15 protein-coding genes and 1 riboswitch are annotated in these 15,371 nt (G+C 70.7%); of the genes, 3 read left to right on the forward strand and 12 right to left on the reverse strand.

The features are described 5' to 3' along the window. Positions 1–112: 112 nt before the first annotated feature. From ACFVX6_RS36780 to ACFVX6_RS36800, 5 genes are all read right to left on the reverse strand, one after another. A complete protein-coding gene (locus ACFVX6_RS36780) occupies positions 113–1,318 on the reverse strand; it encodes a hypothetical protein (RefSeq protein WP_389698950.1) in 1,206 nt (401 codons plus the stop codon). Positions 1,319–1,343: 25 nt separating this feature from the next. Further along, positions 1,344–2,396 (reverse strand): NlpC/P60 family protein, encoded by a 1,053-nt coding sequence (locus tag ACFVX6_RS36785; protein ID WP_389698951.1) that lies wholly within the window; start codon positions 2,394–2,396, stop codon positions 1,344–1,346. A 252-nt stretch (positions 2,397–2,648) separates the two neighbouring features. After that, positions 2,649–3,683 carry an NlpC/P60 family protein gene (locus ACFVX6_RS36790; RefSeq protein WP_389698952.1) on the reverse strand — a complete coding sequence of 345 codons (1,035 nt, stop codon included), beginning with the start codon at positions 3,681–3,683 and terminating at the stop codon, positions 2,649–2,651. Between the two features lie 252 nt (positions 3,684–3,935). Next, entirely contained in the window at positions 3,936–5,300 is a 1,365-nt protein-coding gene (locus ACFVX6_RS36795) for an NYN domain-containing protein (protein WP_389698958.1), read from the reverse strand. Between the two features lie 40 nt (positions 5,301–5,340). Next, complete coding sequence (locus ACFVX6_RS36800; protein WP_008738811.1) at positions 5,341–5,580, reverse strand: hypothetical protein; 240 nt, start codon at positions 5,578–5,580, stop codon at positions 5,341–5,343. Positions 5,581–5,715: 135 nt separating this feature from the next. Here ACFVX6_RS36800 and ACFVX6_RS36805 point away from each other — a divergent pair, with 135 nt between their 5' ends. Together ACFVX6_RS36805 and ACFVX6_RS36810 are read left to right on the forward strand one after the other, a co-directional pair. Continuing rightward, positions 5,716–6,450: a rhomboid family intramembrane serine protease gene (locus ACFVX6_RS36805; protein ID WP_389698953.1), complete on the forward strand. Its 735-nt coding sequence runs from the start codon at positions 5,716–5,718 to the stop codon at positions 6,448–6,450. After that, on the forward strand, positions 6,447–6,728 hold the full coding sequence (locus tag ACFVX6_RS36810) for an Lrp/AsnC family transcriptional regulator (protein ID WP_385381416.1): 282 nt from the start codon (positions 6,447–6,449) through the stop codon (positions 6,726–6,728). Before ACFVX6_RS36805 ends, ACFVX6_RS36810 begins: the two co-directional genes overlap by 4 nt. 4 nt (positions 6,729–6,732) lie before the next feature. Here the strand turns inward: ACFVX6_RS36810 and ACFVX6_RS36815 are convergent, their stop codons facing one another. The 7 genes from ACFVX6_RS36815 to ACFVX6_RS36845 form a co-directional block, all read right to left on the reverse strand. Beyond that, entirely contained in the window at positions 6,733–7,314 is a 582-nt protein-coding gene (locus ACFVX6_RS36815; protein WP_389698954.1) for a ferredoxin, read from the reverse strand. A 13-nt stretch (positions 7,315–7,327) separates the two neighbouring features. Further along, positions 7,328–8,725, reverse strand: coding sequence for an aminotransferase class V-fold PLP-dependent enzyme (locus tag ACFVX6_RS36820; RefSeq protein WP_389698955.1), 1,398 nt, complete (start codon positions 8,723–8,725; stop codon positions 7,328–7,330). 254 nt (positions 8,726–8,979) lie between these two features. Continuing rightward, a riboswitch (SAM riboswitch) is annotated at positions 8,980–9,096 on the reverse strand. A gap of 129 nt (positions 9,097–9,225) precedes the next feature. Beyond that, positions 9,226–10,290, reverse strand: coding sequence for an anthranilate phosphoribosyltransferase (trpD, locus tag ACFVX6_RS36825; protein WP_389698956.1), 1,065 nt, complete (start codon positions 10,288–10,290; stop codon positions 9,226–9,228). 203 nt (positions 10,291–10,493) lie between these two features. Then, positions 10,494–12,122 carry a cytochrome bc complex cytochrome b subunit gene (locus tag ACFVX6_RS36830; protein WP_250742504.1) on the reverse strand — a complete coding sequence of 543 codons (1,629 nt, stop codon included), beginning with the start codon at positions 12,120–12,122 and terminating at the stop codon, positions 10,494–10,496. After that, on the reverse strand, positions 12,119–13,177 hold the full coding sequence (locus ACFVX6_RS36835) for a Rieske 2Fe-2S domain-containing protein (RefSeq protein WP_389698957.1): 1,059 nt from the start codon (positions 13,175–13,177) through the stop codon (positions 12,119–12,121). Before ACFVX6_RS36835 ends, ACFVX6_RS36830 begins: the two co-directional genes overlap by 4 nt. Beyond that, on the reverse strand, positions 13,174–13,983 hold the full coding sequence (locus tag ACFVX6_RS36840) for a c-type cytochrome (protein ID WP_250742506.1): 810 nt from the start codon (positions 13,981–13,983) through the stop codon (positions 13,174–13,176). Before ACFVX6_RS36840 ends, ACFVX6_RS36835 begins: the two co-directional genes overlap by 4 nt. A gap of 76 nt (positions 13,984–14,059) precedes the next feature. Then, positions 14,060–14,680 carry a heme-copper oxidase subunit III gene (locus tag ACFVX6_RS36845; RefSeq protein WP_008738823.1) on the reverse strand — a complete coding sequence of 207 codons (621 nt, stop codon included), beginning with the start codon at positions 14,678–14,680 and terminating at the stop codon, positions 14,060–14,062. Between the two features lie 212 nt (positions 14,681–14,892). Between ACFVX6_RS36845 and ACFVX6_RS36850 the strand changes: the two genes are divergently transcribed. Further along, complete coding sequence (locus tag ACFVX6_RS36850) at positions 14,893–15,294, forward strand: hypothetical protein (protein WP_250742508.1); 402 nt, start codon at positions 14,893–14,895, stop codon at positions 15,292–15,294. Positions 15,295–15,371 lie beyond the last annotated feature (77 nt).

The raw sequence follows: 15,371 nt of genomic DNA on the forward strand, positions 1-15,371 counted from the left end.
CGCCCCACAACCCCCGGTGGGGCTTATTTGCCCCGGGCGGCGCCCGGCCTCGGCCCTCTCGACAAACCCCCTTCGCCGCCCCATGGCGGCCCTGGGAGTTTGACGACAGGCCCTAGCGGAACTCTCGGCGCAGTTCCTGCTGCCAAGCCTGGGTCAGCCCGGCGGAATCCGTCCCGAGGGTCTCGTCCAGCGCCGTAGGCAGGGATTCACGGCCGCTCCTCTCGTACAGGGAGACCAGTGCCGCGTCCCCCCACCGGCCGGCGATGAGCCGGCAGGCCAGCCAGGAGCCCTCGTAGGCCCGCGCCAGTGCGTCCGCGTCCCCGCCGAAGGCGAAGGCCCCGGGCTCCGGGAGGGTGGCCGGCAGGGCCCCGCTGCGCACCGCGCGGGCGAGGGCCGGCGCGACTTCGGCCGGGCCGCGGCCGCTGTCGCGGTACGCGGCCCAGTCCGCGAAGCCCTCGGAGAGCCAGAGCGGGGTCCGGGACGTGGTCGCCGCCCGGGTCGCCACGTGGGTGGTCTCGTGGGTCAGGATCACCTGGCGGCCCTCCGCCGTGAGCTGCCCGTACCCCTCCGGGTTCACCACGACCCGGTCGGCGGGGGCGGGTCCCGCCCCGGTCCGCCCGGTGGTGACGGCGCCCAGGCCCCGGTACTCGTCCGCGGGCCGCCCCAGCAGCGCCGCCATCGCGTCCAGCGAGCCGGGCACCAGCACCACCACCCGGCCCGCCCACGGCCGCGGCCAGGCCGCGCTGGCCGCGGGCACCGCCCTGTCGGCCTCGGCGGCGATCTCGGAGAGGGAGCCGGAGCTCTGGCCGGCGCCGCCGAGCACCAGGGCGTGTTCCCCTCGCTCCACGGACACCGGGCCCTGGTCCCACAGCTGGGGCAGGGCTCCGGGGGCGGGCCGGTCGCCGGTCACCGCCCAGGAGCCGCCGTCGCGGGCGAGCTCCACCTCGCGGGCGGAGCCGGCCGGGGCGGCGTCGTAGCCGGTGAGCCGGTAGCGCAGCTCGGCGCGCGCGAAGGCCCGTACGCCTTCCACGCGGACCGCGGAGACCTCGTACGACCATCCCTCCAGCGGGATCGCCGCGAGGGCCGCGGGCGGGGCCGCCGACCAGACGGCGACGGCCCGCCGGACCTCCGCTTCGACGGGGTCCGCCGAAGCCGAAGGGGCCCCGGACCCGGAACCGGAAGGAGAACCGGAACCGGAACCGGAGCCGCATCCGGCGAGCGGCACGCAGAGCAGCAGCATGCAGAGGAGCAGCAGCGGCAGGGCGCGCGGCGGACGGCGAGGAGTACGGCGAGGGATACGGCCCAGGACCGGGAGCATCACCCGATCGTACGCAGCACAGCTCTCAGGGCCGGGTCACCGAGGAGACCGGCATCATCCCGACCGGGTCGTACCGCACCCGCGCCCCCGGGTACGGGGCGTGCACCACCTGGCCGTTGCCGACGTACATGCCGACGTGGCTGGCGTCCGAGCGGTACGTCACCAGGTCCCCCGGGCGCGCCTCCGACAGCGAGACCCGCCGCCCGGCGTGCCGCTGCGCCTGCGAGGTGCGCGGCAGCGCGACGCCCGCCTGCCGGTACGACCACACCATCAGTCCGGAGCAGTCGAAGCCGGAGGGGCCGGTGGATCCCCAGACGTAGGGCCGCCCCACGGCGGACCGGGCCGCCATCACGGCGGTCATGGCGCGCCCGGAGGAGGGCCCGGAGGCCGCGGAGTCGGGGAGTTCGGGCAGGGCGTCGGGGCGGCCGCCGGAGCGCGAGGCGCGGTCGAAGTCGGCGCGCTCCTGCGTGGGCATCGCGTTCAGCAGCCGGCGGGCGGCGGCCAGCTTGGCGGTGACGGCGCGCTTCTCCTTCGCCACGTCGGCGCGCAGCGCGTCGAGTTCGGCGAGCTTGCGGGAGCCCTCCTGGCGTTCCTGGCCGAGGCGGCGCTGCTCGGAGCGCAGTTCGTCGAGCTGGCGGGCCTGCCGGCCGGACAGCCGGTCGAGGGCGGCGGCCTTGGCGAGGTAGTCGTCCGGGTCGTCCGAGAGCATCAGCTCGACGGCGGGGTCGATGCCGCCGGCCCGGTACTGGGCTCCGGCGTAGGCGCCGAGCACTCCGCGCATGGTGTTGATGCGGTCCTGCCCGCGGGCCACCGCGTCCTGGACCCGGTCGACTTCGGCGCGGAGCCGGCCGGCGCGCTCGCCCGCCTGGTTGAAGCGCTCGGTGGCCTGTTCGGCCTCTTCGAAGAGCCGGTCGACCTGGGCGCGGGTGCCCGCGGAGGGCTCCTGCGGGAGGCCGGGGGCCGCACCGGCGGGTGCGCCCGACATGGCGACCGCTGCTCCCGCCGCGGCGGCGGTGAGGACGGTGACCTTGGTGTTCCGGTCGAGGGCGCTGGGCCCGGACCGGCGATGGGACGCCACGTGAAACCGCTCCCTCCTGCTGGGCGGGACCCGGGTCCGCCCTCCGTGGACGGCCGTGTGCCGGGGTTCCGCGCTGGCAGACAGTAGCCGCGCGGGAGGGCACCGGCCAACGACCTCCGGCGGGCACGCACAGTGACGCCCCGTCGGAGACGCAGGTCACCGGCGGGGCGTGTGGTCAGAGCGGGGCCTCGTAATTCGCCCGGATGGGCGGTGTGCGGCGCGTCCGGACGGGCCCGTGGAGGGCTCGGGGCGTCAGCCGCCGATGCGGACTCCGAACTGGAACGGCATGTTGTTGATCGATTCGTACTTGACGCCGCCGCGCGGGTTCGAGGCGTGCAGCACCATGTTGTTGCCCGCGTACAGGCCGACGTGGTGGATGTCGCTGTAGAAGAACACCAGGTCGCCCGGCTGGAGCTGGCTCTTGCCGATCCGGGTGCCGTCGTTGGCCTGCGTGTACGTGACGCGGGATATCGAGACGTTGGCCTGCTTGTACGCCCACTGGGTCAGACCCGAGCAGTCGAACGAACTGGGGCCTTCGTGACCGGATATGTACGCGCTGCCGATCTTGGTCTGGGCGGCCGCGAGGGCGGCGCCGGCCCGGCCGGAGGGCTTCACGTTGCCGAGGTCGGGGGCGCGCCCGTCGGCACCCCGGCTGGCGCGGGAGTCCTCGTCCTTGATCTGCGCCCGCTCCTGGGCGGTCAGCGAGTTGAGGAGCGCCTGGGCCTCGGCGAGCTTGTCCGAGGAGACCTTCTTCTTCTCGCCGAGCTCCTTGCGGGTGGCGTCGAGGTCGGTGAGCTTGCCCGCGGCCTCCTGGCGCTGCTGCGCGAGGGTGCGCTGCTTGGCCTGGATCTTCTGGACCGCTTCGACCTGCTGACCGCTCAGCTGCTCCAGGGTGGAGGCCTTGTCGAGGTAGTTGTCCGGGTCCGCCGAGAGGAAGAGCGCGAGGGACTGGTCGATGCCGCCGCTGCGGTACTGGGCGCTGGCCATCGAACCGAGCGTGCCGCGCAGCGCGTTGAGGTCCTCCTGGCCGCGGGCGACCTGGTCCTGGAGCTGCCCGATCTCGGTCTCGAGCTTGTCCTGGCGCTCCTTGGCCCCGTTGAACTTCTCGGTGGCCTGCTCCGCCTCTTCGTAGAGGGCGTCGACCTTGGCCTTGACCTCGTCCTTGCTCGGCTTGGCGGGGGCGGCGTGGGCGGCCTGCCCCGAGAGGACCACGGCGGCTGCCGCGGTGACACCGAGCACGGTCGTGCGCATGCGGGTCGGCTGCTTGGGTCGACGGTGGGACGCCACGAAGGCGATCTCCTTCTTCCTAGAGCCGCCGAAGAACGCAAGCTCGGCGACACCTTCGCTGCCACCCCGAATGAGTGAACTACCGCACGAAGGTTTGACTGACCCTAGTGACCCTTCTGTGATCAGTTCAAATCCTGTCGGCAAAAAACTCGCTGTCCGACCAGGTTCTTTACCTACAGCGCACGCTCCGTGTCGGCGACTTGACGGTACGTTCCCACGGAGCCCTGCCAATTCCGGCATTGCGCCCAGCAGTTACGAAACGCGCGAAAGCCGCTTCAGCAACAAGGCGGACGCCACCGGCCGCGCACCGGCCTTGGCCACCCCGTCGGCGACCTCCCGGTCCGTGGAGACCACGACCACCGGACGGCCCGCCGGTTCGGCGCGCACCAGCTGGCGGATCAGCTCGTCCGCCGTCACTCCGGCCTTGGAGAACAGCACCCGCACCCCGCGCGGCGGCGCGAGCAGCACGGGGGCCGCCAGCTCCGCCCCGTCGAAGACACAGGTCATCTCGGCGCCCGTCTGCGCGGCGAGCATCGACAGCCCGCCCAGCAGCCGCAGCCGCTGCTTCTCCAACGGCATCGTCGGATAGCCGGTCTTGGTGACGTTGTAGCCGTCGACCACCAGATGGGCCTGGGGCAGCGCCAGCAACTGGTCCAGCAGCGCCGGGTCGGTCTCCGACAGGGCGCGCGCCGCGATGTCCTTCGGGGTCATCCGGCCCGGCTCCACCGCCTCCACCGTGTCGGCGGGCCGCGTGGAGACCGGCGGCAGCGCGAGCTCCCGGCGCAGTCCCGCGGCCGCGTCCAGCACGGTGTCCAGCAGCAGCCGCAGCCGCATGTCCTCGATGCTGCGCCCCTCGCGGGTGGCCCGGCGCGAGGTCTCCAGCGCCGATTCCACCTCCGCGAGGCGGGACTTGAGCCGCCGGGTCTCGCTCTCCGCGGTGGTCACCTGGGCGGCCGCCTCGGCGCGGATGCCGTCGACCTCAGCGTTGATCTTGCGCAGGGCCGCGTCGCCCCGCTTGACGTCGCTGAGGGCACTGCGCAGCTTGCGCTGAAGCGATTCCGCTTCCTTGCGCGCCGCCTCCAGCTCGGCCCGCACCTGGTCCACACCCGTGCGCTGCAGTTCCCGTACGTGGGTCAGCTCCTCGCGGAGCCGCTCCATCTCGCGGCGGGCCTCCTCGTCGACCCGCTCGGCGTCGGCGCGCTGCGCCTCCTCGCCCGCGGCCGCGACCAGCTTGACCCAGCCGGCCGGCCGCAGCACGTACGCGGCGGCCGCCACGTCCAGCGGATCGGCGGCGGCGGGCGGGGCGCCCGACTCCAGCGCGGAGGCCAGGTCGGCCTGTGCCTCGCGGAACTTCTCGGCGACCCGGCCCCGGAAGACGGGGTCGCTCTCCACGGCCGTGGCCATGGCGTTGCCCGCGAACTTGGCGCGCCGCGTCGGGGTGAAACGGGCGTACTGGCGCAACTGCGCCGGGAGGTCCGCGACCGTCAGCCCGCCGAAGGCGTCCGAGACGAGTGCGACGACCCGGCGCCGCACGCCTTCCGGCAGCGGGCGGTCGAGGACCTCCGCGGCGTCGCCGGCCGCGTCGGCCGGCTCAGCGCCGCTTGCTGGCTCCACAATCCGTCACCCCTACCGTCATTCACCTGTGGGCGGGGCTCCTTCAGGAGTCCGCGCCCGGCCTGTCGACGAGCTCGATCTGGTCCACCGCGTTGCACCAGCGGCAGCGCACCGACTCGATGGTCTCATTGACCACCTCGCGCTCCTCGACCTTGGGCTCCCCGGCGAGGTCCAGGTGGACGTACTCCACGACCTTCGACGAACGGGTGACGTCGAAGCGCGTGAGGTTGCCGCACAGGGTGCAGCGCCACCGGGTGGTGTCGGTCGGCAGGGGAACCGTCATCAGGCCGCTCTCTCCTTCTATCGCTCACATGGAGCAAGCACCGCACCCTCCCGTGTCGTCACGGGTGGCGCGCGCGTGCGTGCGTAGCTCGTAACCCTACGGCCTGCCGCACCCGCTGGTGGGCCCGGCTGGGTCATGCTCGGTCGCATGATCGTAAGGTGGCAGGCCGTACGCGAGGCCGCCCGGGGCCCGGTGGTCACCCACGCGCTGATCGCCGGCTGCTGCGTGGTGTTCGTGCTGAGCCCGGCGTCGGGGCTGAACCCGGTCTACGGGACGGGCGATCAGCTCCTGACCACGGGCACGGCGTACTTCCGGCGCTGGGGCGTGGTACCGGACGAGCTGTTCGCCGGCTCGGGCCGGGCGGCGCTCACCCCCCTCACGGCCCTGTTCGTGCACGGGAGCTGGCTGCACCTGCTGGGCAACATGCTCTTCCTCTACGTCTTCGGGGCGATGACGGAGCGGCGCATGGGCCGGGCCGGGTTCCTCTGCTTCTACGTCTGTACGGGCTACCTGGCCCTGGCGGCGTACGCGGCGGCCTACGCCTCCTCGGACCAGACCCTGGTCGGGGCCTCCGGGGCGATCTCCGCGGTCCTGGGGGCCTTCCTGTACCTGTTTCCCAAGGCACGGGTGACGAGCCTGTTCCCGTTCCTGTTCTTCCTGCCGCTGCGCTTCCCGGCGTGGATCGTGCTGATGTTCTGGTTCGGTCTCCAGTGGCTGGCGGCACACCGCGCGGCGAGCGGCCCCGGAGTCGCCTATCTGGCCCACGTGGTGGGCTTCTCGGTGGGCTTCCTCTACGCGTGGGCCCGCTACCGGGGTGGGACTAGAGTGAGTCGACCAGTGACAGTAGGCGAGGGAGACAGCCAACCGTGATCACCGCACTCGTGCTCATCAAGACCAGCGTGGACCGGATCCCCGAGATCGCCGAGGCCATCGCCGCGCTGGACAGCGTCAGCGAGGTCTACTCGGTCACGGGTACGTACGACCTCATCGCGATGGTCCGGGTGTCCCGGCACGAGGACCTGGCCGACATCATCCCCGGCCGCATCAGCAAGATCCCGGGCGTGGAGGGGACGGACACGCACGTGGCGTTCCGCACGTACTCCCAGCACGACCTGGAAGCGGCGTTCGCGATCGGCCTCGACGCGTAGCCGTTCAGAGCACGGGCAACGCCTCGCCCGGCCGGGCGGGGCGGCCCTCTCCGAGCCGGAAGAGGTAGCCGCGCAGGTAGTCCGCGAGGTCCCCGTCGATGTGGGCCACGTACGCGCGGGCCCCGCCGGCGGCTTCACGCTCGTCGGCCCGCGTCGAGATCGACCACTTCCGGTCCAGGTCACGGGCCCATTCACGGACGCGGCCGCGTTCGCTCCACCACTCGCGGACCAGCTCCGGCGTCCAGCGCACGTCGCCGTCGCACTGGTAGCCCACCATCGGGTCCTGGAACGCCGCGGCGATCACCCGGTACGTCTCCTCGGCGTCGCACGGCTGCCGGTAGACGAACTCGTCACCCAAGTCGTCGTTGTAGAGCACGTGGGCGGGCGCGACCTCCCGCCCCATCCAGCACGTGTCGGTTCCCGCGCCGTAGAACGGCCCCGGCACATTGCGCCAGTCGCGCTCCGCCCACGCGTCCGGCCACGGGCCCCACGGCGGGCGGTACGCCGGTACCCACAGCGCGTGGCCCGGCAGCGGCTCACCGACCACGCAGGCGCGCACGGTCGGTATCGGGTCCCAGTAGGTCATACCCCGCAGCCTGTCAGACGGCCGGGACGCAGCGGCCCTCTTCGGTGCGGTACTGCCACTTGGCGCCGTCCGCGACGAGCTCCTTGACGGCGCGGACGAAGCGGTCCACGTGCTCGTCGGGGGTGCCGGCGCCGAAGCTGACGCGGATCGCGTTCAGGGACCGCTCCCCCGGGGCCGCCTCCGGGGCTCCGCACTCGCCCTGCGCCTGCGGCTCGCTGCCGAGCAGGGTGCGGACCAGCGGGTGGGCGCAGAACAGGCCGTCGCGGACGCCGATGCCGTACTCGGCGGAGAGCGCGGCGGCGAAGTGCGAGCTGTTCCAGCCGTCGACGACGAAGGAGATGACGCCCACGCGCGGGGCGTCGTCGCCGAAGAGGGACAGGACGCGGACCGCCGGGACCTCGGCGAGGCCTTCGCGGACCTTGGTGATGAGGCGCTGCTCGCGGGCGACGAGGTTCTCGAAGCCGGCCTCCTGCAGCGCCTTGCAGGCGGAGGCGATGGAGTAGACGCCGATGACGTTCGGGGAGCCGGCCTCGTGGCGGGCGGCGGTGGTGTGCCACTCGACGTCCACGCCGCCGTCCTCGCGGCGGGCCACCTTGCGGGAGGCTCCACCGCCGGCGAGGTACGGGTCCGCCTCCTGGAGCCAGTCCGCGCGGCCGGCGAGCACGCCCGAGCCGAAGGGCGCGTAGAGCTTGTGTCCGGAGAAGGCGACCCAGTCCACGTCGAGGTCCTGGACGGAGACGGGGTGGTGCGGGGCCAGCTGGGCGGCGTCCAGGACGATCCGGGCGCCGTGGGCGTGCGCGGCGGCGGCGAGCTCCTTGACGGGCCACAGCTCGCCGGTGACGTTGGAGGCTCCGGTGACGCAGACCAGCGCCGGGCCGTAGGGGTCGCGGTCGGCCAGGGCGCGCTCCAGGGTGGCGACGGCCTCGTCCGGGGTGCGGGGGGCGTTGAGGTAGGTGACCTGGGCGTTCGTCCACGGGAGCAGCGAGGCGTGGTGCTCGGTCTCGAAGACGAAGACCTGGCAGTCGGCCGGGAGCACGGCGGCGAGCAGGTTGAGGGAGTCGGTGGTGGACCGGGTGAAGACCACCTGGTCGGAGGGCCGGCAGTCGAGGAACTCGGCGACCGTGACCCGGCTCTGCTCGAACAGGTCGGTGGAGAGCTGCGAGAGGTACCCGGCGCCGCGGTGGACGCTGCCGTAGTACGGGGCGTACGCGGCCACGTCGTCCCAGACCCGCTGGAGCGCGGGGGCGCTGGCCGCGTAGTCGAGGGCGGCGTAGGTGACCTCGCCACCGGTGACGAGCGGCACGGTGACCTCGCGGCCGAGGACCGCCAGCGGCTCGGCACAGGCGGGGCCCTCGGCCGCAGAGGTGACGGCGGCAGCGGCGACGGTGGTGGCGTTCAGGGTTGCGGACATGGCGGTATCTCCCGGCAGGCAGGTCTGAATGGCTTCGGTGTGCCCGTACGCGGATACGGCGCTGCGCCGTTCGGGGTACGGGAGTGCCCCGGAATGCGGATCGGCCGCCGCACACAGATGTGCTGCCGCAGGTGTGCTGCGGGTACGCGGAAGTGACCCTGTTCCGAGGGGTGAAGAAGGGGCGGACTCGCCCTATCGCATTCGCTTGCTCACGGAAACGCTCCTCGAGAGACCAGGACCCCTGGTGTTCGAGGGATCCGCGCTTGCCGTAGACCTCACTGCCTACGACCTGGTCATCACCCGGGGCACCCCGCCACGGAAGGAGGGTTGCCGGACAGCAAGCCGGGGCCTAAACGCTGTCACTCGTGACCTGAGGAGAATCCTGCCACACGATCTTCCGAACGCAAGACCCCGGTCCACATGGCGGACCGGGGTCGTTGCTGGATCTTGGCCGGATCCCGTCGGAACGGCCACCGCGCAGCGGCTACGTGTCGCAGCGGCTACGCGTTGCTCGCCGCCGCCCAGCGGGCCAGCGCCGCCCGGGCCGCGCCCGAGTCCACCGACTCCGCCGCCCGTACGACACCGGCGGCGAGCTGCTCCTCCAGGGTGCCCGTACCCGGGTCCAGCGCGACCAGGGCCGCCGCCGAGTTCAGGAGCACCGCGTCGCGGACCGGGCCGGTCTCGCCGGCCAGCAGGCGGCGGGCCACGTCCGCGTTGAACGAGGCGTCCGCGCCGGCCAGGGCGGAGACCGGAACCAGCGGGATGCCGATGTCGCGCGGGTCGAAGCCCTGCTCCCTGACCTCGCCGTCGCGGACCCACCAGACCCGGGAGGTCGCCGTGGTGGTGAGCTCGTCGAGCCCGTCGTCACCGCGGAAGACCAGCGCCGAGGAGCCCCGCTCCGCCAGGACGCCCGCGACGATCGGGGCCACCCGCGCGTCGGCCACACCGGTTGCCTGTGCCCGGACCCGTGCCGGGTTGGTCAGCGGGCCGAGGAAGTTGAAGGTGGTCCGGATGCCGAGCTCCCGGCGGGCCGCCGCCACGTGCCGCAGCGCGGGGTGGAACTTGACCGCGAAGCAGAAGGTGATTCCGGCTTCCTCGGCCACCTCCACGACCCGCGCGGGGGTGAGGTCGAGGTTGACGCCGAGCTTCTCCAGGACGTCCGAGGAGCCGCTCGCGGAGGACGAGGCCCGGTTGCCGTGCTTGACGACCTTGGCGCCCGTACCGGCCACCACGATCGCCGACATCGTGGAGATGTTGACCGTCTTGGCCCCGTCGCCCCCGGTGCCGACGATGTCCACCGTCCGGCCCGGCACCTCGATCAGGTTGGCGTGTGCGTACATGGCGCGGACCAGGCCGTTGATCTCGGAGACCGTCTCCCCCTTGGCCCGCAGCGCGACCGCGAAGCCGGCGATCTGGGCGTCGGTGGCCTCCCCGCGCATGATCCGGTCCATGGCCCAGGCCGTGTCGTCGGCGCCGAGGTCACGGCCGGTCAGCAGGGCCTCCAGAACGCCCGGCCAGCCGCGGGCCGCCGCGCTGTCGCCGCCTGCCGGGGTCACCAGGTTCATGGTCCGCTCCTGCTGCTCATCGAGGATTCCACGTCGAATGGGAAGGGCTTCAGCCTATCCAGCCCCGGGGACGGCAAAGAGCCCCGTCCAGACACTGGACGGGGCTCTCGCCGTGGCGACACCAGGACTGACCTGAATCAGTCCCTCAAGCAGTCATGCGTGGTGCGTACTGCGTGAAGCATGTGAAGCCGTGATGCGGGAGATCAGTGGTGGCCGTGGCCGCTCTGGATCTCCTTGTACTCCTCGACCGTGGGCTTCGGGATCTGGTTGTTCTCCCCGTAGTAGCCCTTGCTGAGCTTGGCGCGGAGCTTCTCCAGCGGCTTCACCTTGCGCTCGACACCGTTCTCGTCGACCGTGGGGCCGATCTCGGCGGGCTCGTACTGGTCGTACGAGGTGAGCGTGTGCAGCTTGCCCTGCGAGAGCGGCTCGTGGACCTCCACGAACTCACCGTGCGGCAGGCGCTTGATGATGCCGGTCTCGCGACCGTGCAGCACCTTGTCCCGGTCCCGGCGCTGGAGGCCGAGGCAGATCCGCTTGGTGATGATGAAGGCGATGACCGGGCCGACGAAGAACCCGATGCGTGCGAACCAGGTGATCGAGTTGATCGACAGGTGGAAGTACTGCGCGAACATGTCGTTTCCACCGGCGATCAGCAGGATGACGTACCACGTCAGCCATGCCACACCGAAGCCCGTACGGGTCGGGGCGTTGCGCGGGCGGTCCAGGATGTGGTGCTCGCGCTTGTCCCCGGTGACCCAGGACTCGATGAACGGGTAGACCGCGATGGTGGCCAGGACCAGCGGGAAGATCGTGAACGGGATGAACACGCCGAGGGCCAGGGTGTGGCCCCACAGGTTGATCTCCCAACCGGGCATCGCACGGATCAGGCCCTCGGAGAAGCCCATGTACCAGTCGGGCTGCGCACCGGTGGACACGTGGTCCGGGCGGTACGGGCCGAGCGCCCAGATCGGGTTGATCGAGGCGATGCCCGCGATCAGCGCGATGACGCCGAAGACCAGGAAGAAGAATCCTCCGGCCTTGGCCATGTAGACCGGGAGCAGCGGCATGCCGACGACGTTCTTCTCGGTCTTGCCGGGGCCCGCGAACTGGGTGTGCTTGTGGTAGAAGACCAGGATCAGGTGGGCCACCAGCAGGCCCATCATGATGCCGGGCAGCAGCAGGATGTGCACCGAGTAGAGCCGGCCCACGAAGTCGCCGCCGGGGAACTCCCCGCCGAAGAAGAAGAACGACAGGTACGTGCCGACGATCGGCACGGACAGCATCGCGCCTTCCATGAAGCGGACACCGGTGCCCGAGAGCAGGTCGTCCGGCAGGGAGTAACCGGTGAAACCGGTGAACATGCCGAGGACCAGCAGCAGGAAGCCGAAGACCCAGTTGACCTCACGGGGCTTGCGGAACGCGCCGGTGAAGAACACGCGCATCATGTGCACGAGCATCGCCGCGATGAAGATCAGCGCCGACCAGTGGTGGATCTGCCGGATGAGCAGACCGCCGCGGACGTCGAAGCTGATTTCCAGGGTCGACTTGAAGGCCTCCGACATCGCGACACCCTGCATGGGGATGTACGAACCGTCGTAGTGCACTTCGTTCATGCTCGGGTGGAAGAACAGCGTCAGGTACACACCCGTGAGGATGAGGATGATGAAGCTGTAGAGGCAGATCTCGCCCAGCATGAAGGACCAGTGGTCCGGGAAGATCTTGCGCATGTTGGCCTTGGCGAGGCTGTAGATGCCCAGCCGGCCGTCGGCCCAGTCGGCTACGCGCTCGCCGGCCGGAGCCTTGCGCTCTTTGGTTTGAGTGGCAGTGCTCATCCGCGCTCCCAGAAAGAGGGACCGACGGGCTCTTCGAAGTCGCCGAGCGCCTCGAGGAAACCTTCGTCATTGACGCCGATCCGCAGCTGCGGGAGCGCGTGACCAGCCGGGCCGAAGATGACTCGGGCGCCGTCGGAGAGGTCGAAGGTGGACTGGTGGCACGGGCAGAGCACGTGGTGCGACTGCTGCTCGTACAGGCTGATCGGGCAGCCGACGTGGGTGCAGATCTTGGAGTAGGCCACGATCCCGTCGTGGGACCACTCCAGTTCCTTCTTGTCCTTGATGTTCTCCGGCTGGATGCGGACGATCATCAGGGCGGCCTTGGCGATCTGCGTCTGGAAGTCGTGCGCGTCCTCCTCCAGGCCTTCCGGCATGGCGAAGGTCAGCGAACCGACCACGATGTCCTCGGGACGGAGCGGCTCCATCGTGTTCTGGTTGATGAGCATCTTGCCCTTCGCCCAGATGGTCTTGCGCAGCTTGTCCTCGGGCAGCGGGCCCAGGTCGCGCAGGATCACGACGGCGGAGAGCGGCAGCAGGGCCAGCGCACCGAACATCGTGTTGCGGATCAGCGGGCGGCGGCCGATGGCCGACTCGCGCGCGCCGTCCGCGAAGTCCTGCATGACCTGCGCCTTGACCTCGGCCGGGGCCGCGATCTCGTGGCGCTCGGCGGCGACCTCCACGTCGGACATCAGGGTGCGGGCCCAGTGGACCGCGCCCGCGCCGATGCAGAAGAGGGCCGCGCCGAGGCTGACGCCCAGGGCGAAGTTGAGAGCGCTCACCTTCCCGATGGGGAAGATGTAGACGATCTTGTCGACCGGCAGGATCACGAACGAGGCGATGAAGGCCACCGTGGCCAGCATCGACAGGGTGAACAGCAGGGCCACCGTGCGCTCGGAGCGCTTCGCGGCCCGCTCGTCGATGTCCTGGATCCGAGGCCGGTGAACCGGCAGACCGGGGTCGGCGAACGGGTCGTCCGCCACTGCCACGGCACCGTGGTGCGCGTCGCCCTGCTCGCTCGGCAGGTGCTTCTCTTCGGGAATGTCTTGGCTACTCATGACTTCTTGGCCTTAGCGGTGTGGGCCGCGACCCAGACGGCGACAGCGATCAGCGCACCCAGTCCGAAGATCCAGCCGAAGAGACCCTCGGAGACGGGGCCGAGGCCACCGAGCTTGAGGCCACCGGGGCTGGTCGACTTCTCGCCGTTGACGTGCTGGAGGTACGCGATGATGTCCTTCTTCTGCTTCTCCGGCATGGTGCTGTCGGGGAAGGAGGGCATGTTCTGCGGGCCGGTGAGCATGGCCTCGTAGACGTGCTTCGGCTCGACACCCTCAAGGTTGGGGGCGTACTTGCCGTTCGTCAGTGCGCCGCCCTCGCCGGTGAAGTTGTGGCACTGCGCGCAGTTGTTGCGGAACAGCTCGCCACCCTTCGCGATGTCGGCACCCGCCGGGTCGTACTGCTTCTCGGTCGGCACGATCGGGCCGGCTCCGAGGGACGCGATGTACGCGGCGAGCTGGTCGGCCTGCGCCTGGGTGTAGATGACGGGCTTCTTCGGCACCTGGGCGCCGGGCTGCTGGGCGGGCATACGGCCCGTCATCACCTGGAAGTCGACGGCAGCGGAGCCGACGCCTACCAGGCTGGGGCCGTCAGAGGAACCCTGACCGCCGGTTCCGTGGCAGCTTGCGCAGCCGACGGCGTAGAGCTTCTGGCCCTCCTCGATGGCGAGGGACTGGACGGTTTCGTCGGCCTTCGCATTGCCCGCGGGCGCGAAGGCGCTGTACAGCCCCCCGGTAACCGCCAGCGCGAAGAGTAGAACGACGACCGCCGCCAGCGGATGGCGTCGTCGTGCGGAGAGCTTTTTCACGGATTACCCCGGTGTCAGGATCTTCTGCGTCGGTGTGTCTGGATGGAGTGCCGGGACGGGCCCGGCGACGTGTTCGCTACTTGATCAGGTAGATCGTTGCGAAGAGGCCGATCCAGACGACATCGACGAAGTGCCAGTAGTAGGACACGACGATGGCCGACGTGGCCTGTTCGTGGGTGAACCTCTTGGCCGCGTACGTCCGGCCGAGGACCAGCAGGAAGGCGATGAGACCGCCCGTCACGTGCAGACCGTGGAAGCCGGTGGTCAGGTAGAAGACCGAGCCGTACGGACCGGACGAGAGGCTCATGCCCTCGTGCTTGACCAGCTCGGTGTACTCGAACACCTGGCCGCCAATGAAGATCGCACCCATGACGAACGTGATGATGAACCACGTCCTGAGCTTCTTCACGTCACCGCGCTCGGCGGCGAATACGCCGAGCTGGCAGGTGAGCGAGGAAAGCACCAGGATCGTCGTGTTCGTCGCCGAGAAGGGCAGATTCAAGGCCGAAGCCTGTTCTGTCCAGTACTCGGCGCCTGTCACGGATCGCAGGGTGAAGTACATCGCGAAGAGGGCCGCGAAGAACATCAGCTCGGAACTCAACCAGATGATGGTTCCCACGCTGACGAGGTTCGGCCTGTTGACCGTCGGGTGCGCGTGCCCGGTATCTACTGTCGTTGCTGTCGCCACGACCGACATTATGTCGGTCCCTTATCCCGCCCTCACCCCGGGGGGTGCCGTTCGGAGTGTCAGGGGCGTGTGCAAGGCCCGAACGGCCCATCAGATCGCCCTTCGGACGCCCGTCGGCCATCCCTCGGGCGAGGCTGTGCGAACCGATGTTGACACCGGGTCGGACGGAGTAGCATCCCGCGCAACATCAACGTGATTCACGGGACACGTGGAGGAACGAAATGCGGGCGACTGCGCGGGTTCTGGTCTACAGCGACGACGCGGGCACCCGGGAGCAGGTGCGGCTGGCGGCCGGGCGCAGGCCGGCCGCCGACCTGCCGCCGGTGGAGTTCCTGGAGTGCGCCACGCTGCCGGCCGTCCTGAAGGAACTGGACGCGGGCGGCATCGACGTCTGCGTGTTGGACGGCGAGGCGGTTCCGGCCGGGGGCATGGGGGTGTGCCGGCAGATCAAGGACGAGATCTTCCAGTGCCCGCCCGTACTGCTCCTGATGGGCCGTCCGCAGGACGCCTGGCTGGCCACCTGGAGCCGTGCGGACGCCGCCGTCACCCTTCCGGTTGATCCGGTGGACTTCGCGCAGGCACTGGCGGGTCTGCTGCGCGCACGGCTCTCCCCGGCGGCGTAACGGGGGCTGTGCGCCCCGCACAGCGCCTTACCGGCGCATACCGGGGCACGGGTGCCCGTACGGTCCGTACGGGCACC

This window comes from Streptomyces sp. NPDC058289, from assembly GCF_042880975.1.
Lineage (GTDB): Bacteria > Actinomycetota > Actinomycetes > Streptomycetales > Streptomycetaceae > Streptomyces > Streptomyces stoeckheimensis.